The following is a 17,190-nucleotide window of genomic DNA, read 5'->3' as shown; positions in this document are numbered from 1 at the left end:
CAACCGCGTCAGATATCCCTCTTGCGATAGGACGTTTGAAAGCCTATATCGAGCTAAAAATGCAGCCCCCTGCTCTTCCATAGGGGCCGTTGCAAGCCCCATGTGGTCCTTATGTGGCAGTGGCAAGCATCACACCGGTAACCACTTGATACGCGCCAAGAACGGTGATGGTCGAACCGGAAAAGTAGTTGATCAATTTGAGTTTTGACTTGGATATTCTGGTTTTGAATGCGGAGGAAAAACCGCTTAATCCAAGCCACCAAACCGCAGAGCCTAGAAATATACCGGTCACCATTGGCCACACTGAATGCTGGCCTTGCTCGCCGACCATGCCATCGCTCATTGACGCGAATATGGCGATGAACGACAAAATGGTCATCGGGTTCGATAAGGTCAAAAGCAATGTCGTCGAATAGGCTTTCATCATTCCGGCCCTTTCGCCTGACAAGGCGGTTGCAGGCTCCTTCGACTTTATCGTCTGGTAACCGATATATGCCAGAAAAAGCCCGCCGAAAATGCACAACCAGGGTTTGAACGCAATCAGTGTTGTGATAATTGCGGTAATCCCCAACGCGCCTATAAAGCCGTACATTGCGTCGGCGGTTGCGGCCCCTAATCCCGTTGCAAAACCTGACCTCCAGCCTCGCATAAGGCTCCGCTGTATACACAAAAGGCCTATTGGGCCAACAGGGGCTGCAATGCACAGTCCAATAATCATCGATTTCATAAATATCAACATAAATCCCCCTCCGCATTTGAGTTTATAGATTAGATGCTGAATACCCACCAGAACATTAAATATTTAGGTATTTTTAAGTAATTTATGTAGTTTTTTAAGGAACAAATTGATAATCACCTTACTTATTAATAAGTATATAAATAACCGTAAGATAGCGATGTTGTTCACATATTAGAGTTCAGTTGGCGCCGACCCTGCTTCAGCAATAGCCCTGCTGAACCTCACTCGACCATAGGGTCAAAAAAAGATGTCCAAGTCAGCCCGTCAATTCTCGGAGATCCCCCAGCAGAATGAACACTGTGGGGACTCACTGGATGCTTCCTGGTTTTGCAGACACCTCCAGGGCCCGGTCCGCGCACAATCGTCCTGGCTTTCGAGCTTGATCGCGTCTTTCGTTATAGGCTAGCGGCGACCCGGCAATTGAGTGTCTTGGCTGAGTTGCTGGTGGCGCGCGCACTGGACATTCTTGCGCCGACGGCAGATTCAGAAGTGACGCGCAGGACATCATCCGAACACTAAAAAATGAATCTGCTGGGACGCATAAAAAATGAACACGAGTGACGGCGCTATTCTTCGAAAATAAATCCTTCACCTTTTTCCTGAACCACCTCGATCAGACAACCGGAAGTCCGATACCTCATGCTCAAGCCCTGTTTATTCCTGGCCCTCGCCACGCTCTCCACACTCGCCAACGCCGACCTCGCAGGGGTCTGGCAAGGCACGCTCGGCAAGACGCCGATCACCGCTTGTTTCAACGCCGCGCCCAATACCGGCGGCAGTTACTATTACCAGCGATTCCTGACACCGATCCAGCTCACCCAGGAAACACCCGAGGCTCCCTGGGCGGAAGAAGGCAACAGCGGTGTCTGGCAATTGGAGACGCCACAGGGCGACTCGCTCAAGGGCGTCTGGAGCAAAACCAAGGGCGGTAATCCACTGCCCCTGGCATTGCAGCGCGTGGCAACTCCGCCCGAAGGTTGTGCCAGCGATGCGTATAACGCCCCCATGGAAGCTGCGCCCCTACCGGTCAAGACGCAGAAGCAATCCTTCGCCGGGCACAGCTACCAGCTAAAGACCCAAGGCGCCCAGGTGACGCTCAAGCTTGAGGGCGACAGCCCGGCAATTCAGAAGATCAACCGGCAGTTGGCGAGCCTGGCGATCAGCGCCGATGGTCAAGCCGACTACTTCAGCGAACGACGTGAATACCTGGGGCGCAACGGCGCAGCCTATACCAGCGAAATCAGCGTCGAACCCACGTACTGGTCATCCCAGTGGATCACCGTCAGGTTTTACCGATGGGCCGCCGGCACGGGCGCCAGGGGTATCAGTTGGGGGCAGCATTCCTGGAACCTGCAAACCGGCGAAAGCGTTGATCCATGGACTTGGCTCGGTGGGCACCAGGAATGGTATGACGCCTACTCCGGCCATCTGAAACTGCCCGCCAAATTCAGTGCCTGGCTGGCGAAGCAAACCACCACAGATGAAGGCTGCCCGGCGGTCACCAGTTACTCGACGTTCGACCTGAGCTTCGACACCCAAGGCATGAAGCTATCCACGCCCGCCAATGGCGACGGTTGCGACAATGACCTGAGTTTCACCTGGGAGCAGTTGGAACCTGTTTTGTCGCCCAAGGGTAAAGCCGCACTTTCCAGCTTGAAGATGCCTTGAATGCATGACCAGCACACGATGGTCCAGACACTGATCAGCAGCGATGTCCAACGCTGGCACCTACTGGACGTCGTCCGCTCCCTGGCCCTCCCCGACTGCTGGATCGGCGCCGGCTTCGTACGTAACACGGTATGGGATCACCTCCACAGTCGCCCCCTATCACCACTGACGGGTGACGTCGACGTACTGTGGTTCGACGCCACCTGCACCAACCCCAGCGAAGACCGCCGCCTCGAAGCCCTGTTACGCGCAGCAGAACCCTCCATCGACTGGTCGGTAAAGAACCAGGCCCGCATGCACCTGCGAAACGGCGATGCGCCCTATCGCGACGCCAGCGATGCCATGCGCTTCTGGCCGGAGACCGCCACCGCAGTCGCCGTCAGAAGAACCGCAGCGGACGTATGCGAAGTTTCAGCCCCTCTCGGCCTGGAGGACCTGTTCAATCTCCAACTCAAACCCACGCCTCGCTTCACCCAAGAAAAACACGCCATCTACCAACAACGCATCACCTCCAAACGCTGGCTAACCCATTGGCCACTGCTGAAACAACCCTGACCCCACAAAAACCTCACACTCATTCACGAATTATTAAGAATCCCCCTCGTATACTCACCGATTGCCCGGACTGTTCCCCCGAACGGTCCCCTGCCCCGGTAGCCAGAATCCATGACGCGTTCCGCCCCTCTGCTGCTCCTGCTTACTGCGCTGTTGTTCTTCTTCGCCCTTGGCAATCACGAGTTGCAAGGCTCGACCGAGGCCCGTGTGGCCGGGATCGCCATGGCCATGCATCTGGATAACGACTGGGTGGTGCCGCGACTGTTCCGTGAACCCTTCCTGGAAAAACCGCCACTGAGCCTGTGGCTCGATGCCGGGGCGATCCGGCTGTTTGGCGGTACCACTTGGGCAGTGCGCCTGGCGTCGGCCTTTGCCGGCTTGTTCAGTGTGATGCTGCTGTACGGGATGCTGCGCAAGTTTGGTCGGCCCAAGACCCTGGCGTTTGTCGCGGGGCTGATGCTGGCGACCATGGCCAGTTACTGGAGCAACGTGCGCGGTGTGGGTGAAGATTCGCTGCTCACCCTCGGGGTCACCATGGCCCTGCTGGCGTTCTATCAGGCCAACCGCCCCGAGTCGGAGCGCGACCGTTCCAACCTGGGCACCTGGTTGCTGTTCACCTTGGGGATGGTCATCGCCACCTTGAGCAAAGGTGTACTGGGCCTGGCCATGCCGGGTGTGGTGATCTTCGTCTATCTGGCCAGCACCAGCCTGATGGATAAACGGTTCAAGCTCGGCGATTGGATCAAACCCGGGCTGTTCACGCTGCTGGCGCTGGTGCCGCTGATGATCTGGCTGGGTTTCCTGTACCAACGCGACGGGCTGCAAGCAGTACGTGAAGTGCTGCTGACCAACAGTGTCGGGCGCTTCAGCGGTTCGTTTGTCGAAGCCGGTCACTACGAGCCGTTCTATTACTACATCGTCAAACTGCCCGAAGCCTTTTTGCCCTGGAATATCCTGGTGTACCTGGGGCTGTGGCACTTCCGTAAAAGCCTGGTGCGCAACCGCTACCGGCTGTTTTTCAGCGTGTGGCTGGTGGCGCAGTTCACCCTGCTGACGCTCGCCTCCAGCAAGCGCACGGTTTACCTGATGGCATTGACGCCCGCCGCCGCAGTGCTGGCCGCCGAGTATGGTGGCGTCTTGCTGGGCTGGCTGAAAAGCCGCGGGCAGGTTTCCAACGTTGCCGAGCACGTTTATGGCCACCGCCGCGGCCTGGTGGGTGGCTTCTTCACCGTGGTGGTGGCCTGCTACCTGATTGCCGCCTTCTGGTTCGCACCCAAGGCCGATGTGCGTCAGTCGTTTGTGCCGGTGATCAGCCAGATCCAGGCGATGCAGGCGCAGGGCAAAGAGGTGGTGTTGTATCAGGCCAACGAGCGAATCGCCGGGGCCGGGGTGTTTTACATGCAGGGTTATTTGACGATTCTGCAAACGCCGGAAGAACTCAAGAGCTACCTCGCGGCCAAGCCCGGCAACGTGGCATTGGTGGACAATACTGACCGGCTGAACGTACCGGTGACAGTGGTCAAGGAGATGGCGATTAACCGTCAGCCGTACTATTTCATCGAGCAGTGATGAAAGAGGCGCCTGCCACGAGTAACTAACTACCGCCATCGACACTGCAAGACTGCGCACCCTCAGGGATCAATCCACCCTGAGGACCGGCCATGCCCGCCCTGCCCCCGAACACATCACCACTCACCCCCGAACAACTGAACAACTACCTGCTGCAAATCGGTCATCGCTTGCAGGTTTTCCCCAATGGCCAGGCGCCCGCTGCGCAGTCCTCTGCCGAGTTGCTGGAGATGCAGGCGCTGCACGCAGCCCTGGCAGAAGAGAGCCGCTGGAGCCTGCAGAACGTACAAGTGCATTACACCGTCCCCGGCAATTGGGTGATCCAGGGCGAACCCGGCCGATTGAACCGCACGCGCATCAGCCAGGCATTGCACAAGAAGTTGGCCGCCCTGGAAATCGAACGGCGGCCCAACGGCCATTTACGCAAGAACTGGATACTCGACAGCCATCAGCCGATGCTGGAGGCCGAGGCCAGGCTGAAGGTCAAGGATCGCCTGCTCAGCCCTGCCGACCAGTTGCTGGTGACGAATATCGTCAGCGGCCCCGAGCTGCGCCCGGGCATCCATCGCCTGACGTTTCGCTACCGTCAGCAGACCATCGAGTTCGCCGGGGTGTTCGTCCTCACGCGCAGCCAAACACCGGCCACCCACCTGGAGATCGAGGACGGCGATGTATTGCTGTTCACCCCGTCCAGAGGACTGGAGGCTTTCACCTCGCTCAAACACCTGGATCGCACGCTGCAAGAGCGTATGAAGCAGGCGGCCTGGCGCCAGGAACTGCTGCAACACTTGCCGCGCCGTTACCAGCACTTGCGCGCGGCGAGTATCTGGCCGCTGGTGCCAGAGCCTATCGACAGCCTCCCGCTGAACGAACACACCTACAACGCCCTGCAGGACAAACAACATCAGGACATCGCGTTTGCCCTTGGCCTGGACGGCCACCCAGCGCCGGCAGACGTCGCCAGAATGACCCTCGAACTGGACCAGGCGCTGCGCTGCTCGCCTTGGGACCTGGCCTCGCGCCTGGAACTGCGCGCGCAACAATTACTGGAAAAACTGCTCCACGAATCAGCCCCCGACTGGTACCGCAGCGCCAATGAAGCTCAGCGCAAAACCCTCGCCGAACACCTGCGCACTTACGAACATCTCAGCCTGCAAGTGCTGGCGCTGCTCGGCCCGGCGGCCTCGCCCGAGGCCATGGCACGCCTGCAATTGCTTGAGCACCTGGATGACGACCTGGATATCCAGGGCCTGATCCCCGAGCAACTGCAGATCGGCACCGAGCGCACCCTTAAGTCAGGCAACTCGTACAACCAGCACAACAACCTGGTGCAACTGGCGGTACGTGGCTTGCACCGTGGCGATGAACAAGCCGGTTCCGAGTTTCTCGAGCACACCCAACTGACCTACGCCCAGCAGCCATTGCCGCCCGAGTTCCAGGACGTCACCCCGGCCTACCTCGCCGAGCTGCTGGCCAAGGTTCAACCAAGCCTGACCTTCGCCGAAGAACAAAAACGTGCCCACAGTTTGCCCGCCGTACAGGAAGCCATGCAGCAGATGCTCGACAGCCGCCTGCACGCGCTGGCCTACAGTGCGTCGTTGCAAAACCATATCAGTGCAGATGACTACGCACTGATCCAGACCCTGAGTGAAGGGCCATCGCCCACACTCACCGCCTGCTGCCTGTTCCTGCACAAGGCTCCGCTCAAAGACCTGTGGGTGCTGCGCCAGACCGATGCAATGGGTGCGGTCAAACGCTTGCTGCTGTGCACGCCTCACGCGCCGCGCGCCGAACAGTTCCAGGCCTTTGGCAGCGAGCGGGAATTGCAGGCGCACATCCTCGGCTGGAGCCAGGAGGTAGCGTCCGTCCCCGGTTCGCGCAGCATGAAAGACTACCTGCTTGAACAACTGGTCAGCCGGATCCGGCCCAAATACAGCGCGATGCTTTCCGCCTTGGGTTTTGCCCCGGCCAGCCTTGAGTATTTGATGATCAGTTTCGGCGCGCCGTCCACCTATGAAGCCTGCCTGGTGGAAATGAGCACCACGACGCTGGCCATGCAGGCCGATGAATACCTGCATCAGATGCCCAAGTGGCTGAGCCAGGCATCGGCAGCCGACCGACAGAAACTCGCCGACCTCAAGGAACAGGCACAGGGCGCTGCACAGGCCTACGCCGCAAGCCCGGGAAGCCCGCAACAGTTTCCCGACTTCGACAGTTACTTGCACAAGGCGGCAAAAACCGCCCTTAACCAACTGCTCGGCAACCCGATCCTGGCGGTAGACCCAAACCTCGTGGGCGTGATCACCCCGCGCGAACGCGTCAGCTACACCACGCTGTACCGCAACGGCTACGACGCCAGCCTGGGCTTTATCAACCCCGACGCCAGCACCACCGCGCAGTTCAAGGGACCGCCCGGCGTCGACCTGAATCGACTCACCGCGCAAACGGTGAGCGATTCGGTCAGAGGCACCTGGATCGGTGATCGCTATGTCGCCGAGGTCGAGAAAACCCTGCTGGACCCGCAAGCCCCCCACTATCCATGGCGCCGCAACATGGCCCTGGAGGTTACCCAACTGCACATGCACGTCGCCGCGCTTGAGTGCTGCCTGCAAGGCTGCCTGGCAACCAGCGACCTGGCCTGGCTGGAAAAAAACATCGACAGCCTGGCCGATAACAGCGATGCCGTGCGCAATCGGTATCGGCTCTATCCCCTGCAAATCAGCGGGCAAGTGATCGATGGCTGCTACCTGTTCCACCACGCCGACGACCTGCCCCTGCTCTACACCCCGCACGCACCGGATGGCATCGCCTTCAGGCCGCAACGGGAATTCAACGAACGCCTGAAAAACCTTGAAGGCATGGACACCTACTACATCAGCCGGGTCGCCAGCGTTGAGCGTGCGGCGTTCGAGCCGAGGTTGCATGCATTGGTGGCCGGCCTGCCGGCACAGCTCAAGGGGGTGTATTCCAAGCCGGTGTTCGACGAAGTGCCTCGCACCGCACTGCCGCTCAAGAACCTGCATTACCACACCTACGACAAAAAGCTGCGTCACCGTATCGACGAAGTCAAAAGCACCACCACCGGGCGCTTGCAGATGATCATGGAGCTGGTCAGCGTGATCGGCGAAATCACCATTGCCGTGCTGACCGCGCCCTTCCCGACACTGAGCCTGGCCTTGGGCGGCTTGTTGGTGTTCAAGGACTCGATGCTCGCCCTGCATGCCTACAGCCGCAACGACACCGCCGCCGCGCTGGGACACTATCTGGGCGCGCTGCTCAATGCCGGCGGGGCGTTGTTGACCGACCTGCGGCCCCTGCTGTTCGCCCCCGTCAAGCTCGCCCGTCCGCCGTTGCGCCATGTTGCGCGGGTGGCCAAGGATCAGCAGGCCATGACCTTGATCAAACAACTGCAACCGCAACCCCCATTGCCTCAGGGCATGCAGCCCGTGCTGTTTGCCGGCGGCAGCCTGTGGGCCTCCCACACCCCGGACAGCCTGGGGCGATTCCTGCTGTTTCGCTACGACAACACCAGCGGGCAATTGCGCTCCACCGGCAAGCTGGTGAACCAGACGGTGGACGGCCAGTGGCAGCGCTCCGGTGTCATCGGTGGCATGCCAGACCCTGAAAGGCTCGGGCAGCCCTATGAGTTGTCGAAAAAATATCGCAGGGACGTAGCGGCCATCATCGCGCCCGAGGACAGGTCGGCGCTTTTCCAGCAGATCGCCTATCTGGATCGAGATCTCAATACTCACACCATCTGGATCTCGCGCCGGCAACTCGACCCGGCACTCAGGCAACACCTGGACAACGTCAGGGCACTGACGGATGACGCCGACGCATTTTTTGCACGGTTGCCCGCCGTGGTTCCCCGGGCCGAAACCCTGAACCCAGCGCCAGACATTGCCGTGCGTGACTTGCTCAAGCTGCTGATCGATGACGCGCACAACCTGGTGGTGGGCGAGGCTCCGTTTTCCACCGTGGCTAAACAGGTGCTGATCGAAAACATGCAGTACCTGCGCGAACTGAACGTGACGGTTCTCTATATCGAGCCGCTGTGGCGCGACATTCATCACCTGAAAACCCACTCACGGTTTTCCAGTGGTTTCTCCAAACGGGCCGAGGGCCAGCTCAAATCCCTCGACAAGGAAAATTACCGCGACCCCGAAGGGTTGCACGGCCACTGGATGCTGGTAAAAACCGCACAACAGCACGGGATAGAGGTTCGGCCGTTGAACGCCTCAAGCTCCTACGATCTGGAAAACACCCTGTGCCTGCTTGATTCACGCCCGGCACCGATTCGCTCCAACCGGCTGACCAACTTTTACTCCCACACCCTCATCAATGACGACCAGGCGAAAAAACCCGGCGAGCGCTGGATAGCGTTGGTTGATCAAAAACGCATGAGTACCTATCGCGGCACGCCGGGCCTGGCCGACCTGCAAAAGAGCATTGCCCTGCGGGTCGACGACGCCTTCGACCAACCCACCCGAGTCATCGCCGATGTGGCCGGCGGCATTCCCGGCGATGCCCTGGCCAAGGGCGACCTGAAGCTGTCGTTGTACACGGCAAGCCAACCGGCACCGCGTCCGGGCCCCTCGGTGGAGCGCTCACACTCGCTACGGCCAACGCGCCCCCTGCCTGCGGAAGCGCCGCATCACTTCAGCACCTTTGACCTGCCGCATGAACACCTGAACCTGATCAGCGATGAAATCACCCTGCCGATAGGCACGCGTGAAGCGCTCTTCGCCACCGCCTACAGGGAGACCGCCAGTAGCCGTCGCGCGGCACAAACCACGTTCGACCAGACCCGCAAAAAACTTCAGACCCAGGCCCAGGCATTTTTTACCGAACACACGCCGCCTGCGCGGGGAGCACTGCTTGCGGTCGACCCGGCCGTGGATGAGGTGAAGTTTATCGATCAACTGCTGGACACCGCCGATGGCCTGGTAGTCGGCGAATCCCACGCCGGTACGTCGAGCAAAGGCTTCCTCAGCCGGCACATGGAATACCTGAAGGGCCGGCGCGAAGTAAAAACCCTGTACATGGAGCAACTCACCACCGAGCTGCATCAGGCCGACCTGGATATCGTCCACAGCCTGGGCTTTATGCCCGATGAGCTGTGGAGTTACCTCAACGCATTGGACAAAGGCCACGGCGTACCGGCCGACAGCCCCTACAGTTTTGTCAGCCTGGTGCAGGTGGCGATGAAGCATAACGTGCGGATCCGCGCACTCGATTGTGTCGCCAGCTTGCGGGTGGACGGCATGACCGCCTCCAGGACATCAATGTTCAACTACTTTGCGACCCAGGTGATCCGCGCCGATCAGCTTCAACAGGGGCCACACAAGTGGGTCGCGCTGGTGGGCGAAACGCACGCCAATACCCATCGCGGCGTGCCGGGCATTGCCGAGCTCAACAACGGCATCAGTTTGCTGTTGGACGATGTGCCTCCCGGCTCGGCCAGCGGCTTTGTGCGTGAGCCCGCCAGCGTCCAGGCGCTACCGCGCGAGCAGCAATGGCCATTGGTGCGCTACGACTTCAAGAAAAACGTCGAAGTCGCCGGTGCGCCATTGCCGCCACCGGTCGTGCCCGCGCCATCCCTCAGCCTCGAACAACGCCTGAGGCGCAAAGGCGATTACCTGCTTCAGCGCACCTTGGACGACGGGTTGGAGATGGTCCATAAAAACCGCGATGGTGTACTGGTCCACACCTCGTTGCAGCAGGATGCCAGGGGTCACTTCGTCAATCGCTGGAACCTGGATGACCGCCGTTTCAGCAGCAGGGAAGCGTTGATCGACATCATCACCACCAGCAAAAGAATGCGCCAAGTCCATTGACCCTCGCACCGCCCTCTGCATGAGGGCGGTGCGACCGCTCGTCGCTCACGGTCCATAAATCTTCCCCTCACGAAAAAACCGTTTCAGCTCTCGCCAGGGCTGCCGATACCTCCTGACTACCCATCGGCTGGTCGCTACTTCCAGCAACCGGATGTACCCGCAAATCTGTTCCTGGAGGAATGCGATGAATAGTTGGTTCGGCAACATCAGCGTCAATATGAAACTGGGCCTGGGCTTCGGCCTGGTACTGGTCCTCACCTCGATCCTCGCGCTCACCGGCTGGACCAGCCTGGGCGGCCTGATCGACCGCAGCAACTGGATGAGCGACATCACCCAGCTCAACGCTTCGCTGACCAAGTTGCGAATCGTGCGCCTGCAATACATGTTGGCCAACGGCGACGAAGCCGTGGCGCAAAATGTGCAGACCAACCTCGACAGTTTTGTGGCCCAGCAACAGAAGCTGCTGGACAGCTTCAAGAGCCCGGACAACCTCAAGCTGCTCAACGATCAAAAAGCGATCATCACCGCTTACCAGCAGTCCTTGAACAAAATGCGCGAGGCCTACCGCAACGGTAACGCCGCGCGCCAGGTCATGGGCGACAAGGCTGACATCGCCAACACACAGATCGACGCCCTGGATTCCAGCGTGCGCCAGATGCCCGATAGCGCCGAGCGCTTTGCCCAGTTCGAGGCCGTGACCACCGCCAAGGAACAGTTCCAGTTGGCCCGCTACGAAGTGCGCGGCTACACCGGCAACGTCAACGCCGAGACTGAAGCCCGTGCCGCCGCGCAGATCGAGAAAGCCATCGATGGTTTGAAAGGCCTGCATGTCGCGTTTGGCGCCAACCAACAGTCCGCACTGACTGCCCTGGAAACCGCCCTCGGTGCTTATCGCAGCGCGGTGCAGAACTACAAGGCGGCCAACGCCAACATCGTCTCGGCCCGGGCAGAAATGACCACCCAGGGTACCGACATCGTCACCATCAGCGACAAGCTGTACGACATTCAGCTGCAACGTCGTGACGCGGAAAGCGCCCAGGCCCGCAGCCTGCAACTGATCAGCACGCTGCTGGCGTTGCTGGTGGGCATCGTGGCAGCCGTGATCATCACTCGCCAGATCACCCGCCCATTGCGCGAGACCCTCGCCGTGGTAGAGCGCATCGCTTCCGGCGACCTTAGCCACAACATCCAGGTGACGCGCCGCGACGAACTCGGCGTATTGCAACAAGGCATCCAGCGCATGGGCACCACCCTGCGTGAACTGATCAGCGGCATCCGCGACGGCGTGACCCAGATCGCCGCTGCCGCCGAAGAGCTGTCGGCCGTGACCGAACAGACCAGCGCCGGGGTTAACAGCCAGAAGATCGAGACCGATCAAGTGGCCACCGCCATGCACGAAATGACCGCCACAGTGCAGGAAGTCGCACGCAACGCCGAACAAGCGTCTCAGGCTGCCTCGGCCGCCGACGGTGAAGCCCGTGCCGGTGACAAGGTGGTGGCCGAAGCCATCGCCCAGATCGAGCGTTTGGCAGCCGAAGTGGCGCGCTCCACCGACGCCATGACGCACCTGCAACAAGAGAGCAACAAGATCGGCAGCGTGATGGACGTGATCAAGGCCGTGGCCGAGCAGACCAACCTGCTGGCGCTCAACGCCGCCATCGAAGCCGCCCGTGCCGGTGAAGCCGGTCGGGGTTTTGCGGTGGTCGCCGACGAAGTCCGCGGCCTGGCCCAGCGTACCCAGAAATCCACCGAAGAAATCGAAGGCCTGGTGGCCGGTTTGCAGAACGGCACCCAGCAAGTGGCTGCCGTGATGAACAACAGCCGCAGCCTCACCGACAGCAGCGTCGAACTGACGCGCAAGGCCGGTGTATCACTGGAAAACATCACCCGTACGGTGTCGAATATCCAGTCGATGAACCAGCAGATCGCCGCAGCCGCCGAGCAGCAAAGTGCCGTGGCGGAAGAGATCAGCCGCAGCATCGTGAATGTGCGGGACGTGTCGGAGCAGACCGCAGCGGCCAGTGACGAGACGGCCAAGTCGAGTGTGGAACTGGCGCGCTTGGGCGGGCAGTTGCAGCAGATGGTCAGCCATTTCCGGGTGTAAATCCCAGGCATAAAAAAGCCGCCCCGGTCGAAACCAGGGCGGCCCACTTCTCAGACCTTAACGGTCATCGAAGCTATCCCGCAGGAATTTCCACACGTGATAAACACGCAGGGAGTTCACTACGAGGTCCCACGTACGTCGTGCAAACTTGGACATACTCGGCCCTCCATCAGTTGGGCCTACCTCCAGCGCACTTACCGGAACACGTGAGCCTTCGGACGCAGGTCAATGCTTCGCCTTGCGTGATGCCTGAACCGACAGTAGTATCCGGTCAGCAGGTCAATGCTTCCGGTGAGGCGCAACCCCAGCCACTAAACTGGGTTTGCAAAAAAACCGCCCTACTAAGGCGGTTTTTTATTGCCTGCGATTTATGCGCGCAGCCTCAGCCGCTGACTTCTTCAACAAACACCAACCGGTTTCCCGACGGGTCGCTGATGCTCATTTCGCGGCTGCCCCATGGCGTGTCTTCAATCCCCGGCTTGACGTTGCGGTAATGCTTGGCCAGCAACTGTTGCTGGTACGCTTCCAGCCCTTGAGCCTGAATCCGCACCGCTGCACCCGGCGTGCAATCGCCATGGTGCTCGGACAGGTGCAGCACACATTCCCCAAGCGACACCTGCAAGTACAGCGGAAAGTTGTCTTCAAACCGGTGCTGCCAATCGACCTTGAACCCCAGGAAATCGACGTAGAACTCCAACGTTTTGGCCTCGTCAAAACTGCGCAAAATGGGAGTGACTTTTCCTAAGTGCATGGCGATTGCTCCGTGTTTGAGAGCGGCCACTATACGGCCGCAAACCCCTTTCGCAAATCCCCGCTGCGCGCCAGGAATCGTCCGGACCGCTGCCCATTGGCCTGCCCGTCGCTGTAGCTCAGCACGCCATTGACCCACACACCGTCAATCCCTTCCGCCGCGCGCTGCGGCTCCTTGAAGTCCGCCACATCCCGCACCCGCAACGGATCGAACAGGACCAGGTCGGCCCAATGCCCTTCACGGATTTCACCGCGTTCAGCCAAGCCAAAGCGCGCTGCCGACAAGCCAGTCATCTTGTGCACGGCGGTGTGCAGCGGGAACAAGCCAAGGTCCCGGCTGAAGTGCCCCAGTACCCGGGGAAACGCGCCCCACAAACGCGGATGAGGAAACGGATCTTCCGGCAAACCATCCGAACCAATCATCGACAGTGGATGCGCCAGGATGCGCTGCACGTCGGTCTCATCCATCCCGTAATACACCGCCCCGGCGGGTTGCAGGCGACGGGCGGCGTCCATCAGCGGCACCGCCCACTCGGCGGCGATGTCCTGCAAATCCCGCCCGCCCATTTCAGGGTGCGGCGTGGACCAGGTGATGGTGATGCGAAACGCATCGGTAACCTGCTTCAGATCCAGGGTCGAGGAACTGGCCGCATAGGGATAGCAATCGCAGCCCACCGGGTGAGTCTTCGCCGCGTGTTCCAGAGAAGCCAACAACTGCGGGCTGCGTCCCCAGTTACCAGCGCCCGCGCATTTGAGGTGGGAAATGATCACCGGCGCCTTGGCATGACGGCCGATCATAAACGCCTCGTCCATGGCTTCCAGCACCGGTTCGAATTCGCTGCGCAAATGGGTGGTGTACACCGCGCCATAAGCCGTCAGTTCTTCGCTCAACTGCAGCACTTCATCAGTCTCGGCGTTGAAGGCGCTGGCGTACGCAAGCCCGGTGGATAACCCAAGGGCACCGTGCGCCAGACTCTCCTGCAACTGCACGCGCATGGCGGCAATTTCACCGGGCGTGGCAGTACGGTGCAGATCGTCCATATGGTTGCTGCGCAGTGCCGTGTGACCGATCAGCGCCGCCACGTTGACTGCCGGGTGGGCACTTTCCACCGCCGCGCGGTAATCGGCAAAACGCGGATAGGCGAAGGCGTCGCGCTTGCCCAACAGGTTCATCGGGTCCGGCGGATCGGCCCGCAGGCTCACCGGCGAAGCACTGATGCCGCAGTTGCCGACGATCACCGTGGTCACGCCCTGGCTGAGCTTGGGCAGCATCTGCGGGTGACGGATCACTACCGTGTCATCGTGGGTGTGCACGTCGATAAACCCCGGCGCCAATACGCGCCCGGTAGCGTCGATTTCATGCTCGGCGCTGTCCCGGGACAGGTCGCCGATCTTCTCGATACGCCCCTCGTGCACTGCCACATCGGCCACATAGCCGGGGGTGTTGCTGCCATCAATGATCAGCGCCTGGCGGATCAACGTGTGGTACTTCATTTCAATCTCCAAGCGGCAGGCTGTCGGGGCCGCCGCGATAATCGTCCAGGGCCAGCTTGATCCGTCGCAGGCGTTCCTGATTGTCGTCGGGCATGGCCAAGGCCAGCTCGGTAGCGAGCACGTCGATGGCCAACAGCATTCCGTAGCGCGCCGCCGTTGGCTTGTAGATAAAACTGGTTTCCGCCGGTTGCAGCGGCAGCAGCACATCGGCCAACTGCGCCAGCGGAGAATCCGGCAAGGTGATCGCGATGATTTTTGCGCCGTAGTTACGCGCCAGCGCCACCACTCCCAACACTTCCGGGGTGATACCGGTCAGCGAGCAGACGATCAGCGCATGCTCCGGGCCCAAGGTGGCGGCGGTCACGCGCATCATCACCGGGTCGTGGCAGGCGGCAATCGAGTAGCCCAGGCGCACCAGGCGCACTTGCAACTCATCGCTGCACAGGCTTGATGGCCCGCCCATGCCGAACGCGTGGATCATCCGCGCTTTGCCCAGCAGGCTCACGGCGTCGACAAAACTGCGCTGGTTGAAACCGGACAAATGCCGGCGCAACGTCGATTCGATATCGCTGAGAATCTGCCGGTGAAAGGCCGACTGCTCAGGCAGGCCCGCCGGGTCGAGAAAGCGGCTGCCGACACCGCTGGCCTGGGCCAGTTGCAGGCGCAGGTCACGCAGGTCGCGGCAGCCGACGCTGCGGGCAAAACGCGACAAGGTGGCGGTGCTGACCTCGGCCCGTTGGGACAACGCTTCCAGGCTGGCGGACGCTGCAAAGCCGACATCATCGAGCATCAGCTTGGCGATACGCCCTTCGCCGGCGCTGAAGGAATCCTGGCGGGCGCGGATCTGGTAGAGGATGTCCATCGGTTGGGCTCCGGGTTACAAGATGCAGGACAAACCATAAGTCAGACCGAAGGCGACCACCGAAATCAGGGTCTCCAGCACGGTCCAGGTCTTGAAGGTCTGGATCACCGTCATATTGAAGTATTCCTTGATCAGCCAGAAGCCGCCGTCGTTCACGTGGGAAAAGATCACCGAACCCGCACCGGTGGCCAACACCAGCAATTCCGGGTGGGGATAACCCAGGCCCATGGCAACCGGCGCTACTACGCCCGAGGCAGTGGTCATGGCTACCGTGGCCGAGCCCGTGGCGATACGCATCAACGCGGCGAACAGCCAACCCATTACCAAGGGCGACAGGTTGAAGGCATGGGCCAGGCCGAGGATTTCATTGGTGACGCCAGCGTCTACCAGAATCCGGTTCAGACCGCCGCCCGCCCCCACCAGCAACGTGATACTGGCGGTCGGTGCCAGGCATTCGTTGGTGAACTTGAGGATCGATTCGCGGTTGAAACCCTGGGCCAGGCCCAGCGTCCAGAAACTCACCAGGGTCGCCACCAGCAGCGCGATGACCGAGTTGCCGATAAACAACAGGAACTGGTTGAACGCGGTGCCCGGTGTGGAAATCAGGTTAGCCCAACCGCCGATCATCATCAGCACCACCGGCAACAGGATGGTGCCCATGGTCAGGGCGAAACTCGGCAAACGGGTACGCGGTTCGCGGTCGATGAACTGGCGTTCCAGCGGGTTTTCCGCTGGCAGGTGAATGTGCGGCACGATGAACTTGGCGTACAGCGGACCGGCAATGATCGCGGTCGGAATACCGATCAAAATCGCGTACAACACCGTTTGCCCGACAGACGCGTTATAGGCCAACACCGCCATCATCGCTGCCGGATGCGGCGGCACCAGCGCATGCACCACCGACAAGCCGGCCACCATCGGCAGTCCGACCATCAGGATCGATACGCCTACCCGCCGCGCCACCGTAAACGCGATCGGCACCAGCAACACAAAACCGACCTCGAAAAACAGCGGAAGCCCCACCAGGAACGCAATGCACACCATTGCCCAGTGCGCATTCCGCTCGCCAAACCGGTTGATCAGCGTGCGCGCCACCTGCTCGGCGCCGCCGGACTCGGCCATCATCTTGCCGAGCATGGTGCCCAGCGCGACCACCAGCGCAATATGCCCCAGCGTCTTGCCGACACCCGCCTCGTAGGAGCCCATGATCGTATCCGCCGGCATCCCGGCCAACAGCGCCAGGCCGATAGACACCAGGGTGATGACGATAAACGGGTTGAGCCGGTAACGCGCGATCAATACGATCAATGCAATGATGGCGATGGCGGCGTAGATCAACAGCCAATACCCCGGTGATGCGGCCATGCGGTACTCCTCGGAAAGGGTCACGTCGAATAGGTTGTGAAAGTCATAAATCATTACCAAGGTAGATTTTCAATTTTTATGAAAGTAATTTTCGCCCACAGACAAGCCCTGTCGCACAGGGATATGCCCTGGGTCAGCGGATGAAAATTCGGGGGGCGTTCTTACATGAAGATTGGCGGGGCTGGAAACTCAACTGCGCAGGCCTAGTCTTAGATTGCACACCGACTCATGACCAGGAAAACCCAGA

Annotated in this window: 10 protein-coding genes and 1 pseudogene; 6 read left to right on the top strand and 5 right to left on the bottom strand. The window is 60.3% G+C overall.

Annotation, left to right across the window (positions count from 1 at the left end):
* Positions 1-109: 109 nt before the first annotated feature.
* On the bottom strand, positions 110-739 hold the full coding sequence (locus JFU58_RS13630) for a LysE/ArgO family amino acid transporter (RefSeq protein ID WP_201140927.1): 630 nt from the start codon (positions 737-739) through the stop codon (positions 110-112).
* Positions 740-1,378: 639 nt separating this feature from the next.
* Here JFU58_RS13630 and JFU58_RS13625 point away from each other — a divergent pair.
* The 6 genes and pseudogenes from JFU58_RS13625 (at position 1,379) to JFU58_RS32605 (ending at position 12,472) form a co-directional block, all read left to right on the top strand.
* Complete coding sequence (locus JFU58_RS13625) at positions 1,379-2,407, top strand: hypothetical protein (RefSeq protein ID WP_201140925.1); 1,029 nt, start codon at positions 1,379-1,381, stop codon at positions 2,405-2,407.
* Between the two features lie 18 nt (positions 2,408-2,425).
* A complete protein-coding gene (locus JFU58_RS13620; protein ID WP_201140923.1) occupies positions 2,426-2,962 on the top strand; it encodes a nucleotidyltransferase family protein in 537 nt (178 codons plus the stop codon).
* Positions 2,963-3,073: 111 nt separating this feature from the next.
* Positions 3,074-4,531 (top strand): ArnT family glycosyltransferase, encoded by a 1,458-nt coding sequence (locus tag JFU58_RS13615; protein ID WP_201140921.1) that lies wholly within the window; start codon positions 3,074-3,076, stop codon positions 4,529-4,531.
* A 92-nt stretch (positions 4,532-4,623) separates the two neighbouring features.
* Positions 4,624-10,368, top strand: coding sequence for a membrane-targeted effector domain-containing toxin (locus tag JFU58_RS13610; protein ID WP_201140920.1), 5,745 nt, complete (start codon positions 4,624-4,626; stop codon positions 10,366-10,368).
* 151 nt (positions 10,369-10,519) lie between these two features.
* Positions 10,520-11,617: pseudogene (locus JFU58_RS32610) on the top strand (methyl-accepting chemotaxis protein); the annotation flags it as partial.
* Entirely contained in the window at positions 11,609-12,472 is an 864-nt protein-coding gene (locus JFU58_RS32605; protein ID WP_371857023.1) for a methyl-accepting chemotaxis protein, read from the top strand. The pseudogene JFU58_RS32610 and the gene JFU58_RS32605, both read left to right, overlap by 9 nt.
* Before the next feature lie 382 nt (positions 12,473-12,854).
* Here the strand turns inward: JFU58_RS32605 and JFU58_RS13600 are convergent, their stop codons facing one another.
* The 4 genes from JFU58_RS13600 to JFU58_RS13585 are packed head-to-tail and all read right to left on the bottom strand — an operon-like array spanning position 12,855 to position 16,997.
* Positions 12,855-13,223 carry a glyoxalase superfamily protein gene (locus tag JFU58_RS13600; protein ID WP_201140916.1) on the bottom strand — a complete coding sequence of 123 codons (369 nt, stop codon included), beginning with the start codon at positions 13,221-13,223 and terminating at the stop codon, positions 12,855-12,857.
* 29 nt (positions 13,224-13,252) lie between these two features.
* The gene (locus JFU58_RS13595; protein ID WP_201140914.1) at positions 13,253-14,716 is read right to left on the bottom strand and encodes an N-acyl-D-amino-acid deacylase family protein; all 1,464 of its coding nucleotides are present in this window, start codon (positions 14,714-14,716) and stop codon (positions 13,253-13,255) included.
* Position 14,717: 1 nt separating this feature from the next.
* Positions 14,718-15,578: a MurR/RpiR family transcriptional regulator gene (locus JFU58_RS13590; RefSeq protein WP_167665292.1), complete on the bottom strand. Its 861-nt coding sequence runs from the start codon at positions 15,576-15,578 to the stop codon at positions 14,718-14,720.
* Between the two features lie 15 nt (positions 15,579-15,593).
* Positions 15,594-16,997, bottom strand: coding sequence for a GntT/GntP/DsdX family permease (locus JFU58_RS13585; RefSeq protein WP_017478510.1), 1,404 nt, complete (start codon positions 16,995-16,997; stop codon positions 15,594-15,596).
* Between the last annotated feature and the right edge of the window lie 193 nt (positions 16,998-17,190).

The organism is Pseudomonas sp. TH34, from assembly GCF_016650865.1.
GTDB lineage: Bacteria > Pseudomonadota > Gammaproteobacteria > Pseudomonadales > Pseudomonadaceae > Aquipseudomonas > Aquipseudomonas yamanorum.
Note: the sequence above shows the minus strand (reverse complement) of the source record. Positions and strands in the feature narration are given on the sequence as shown.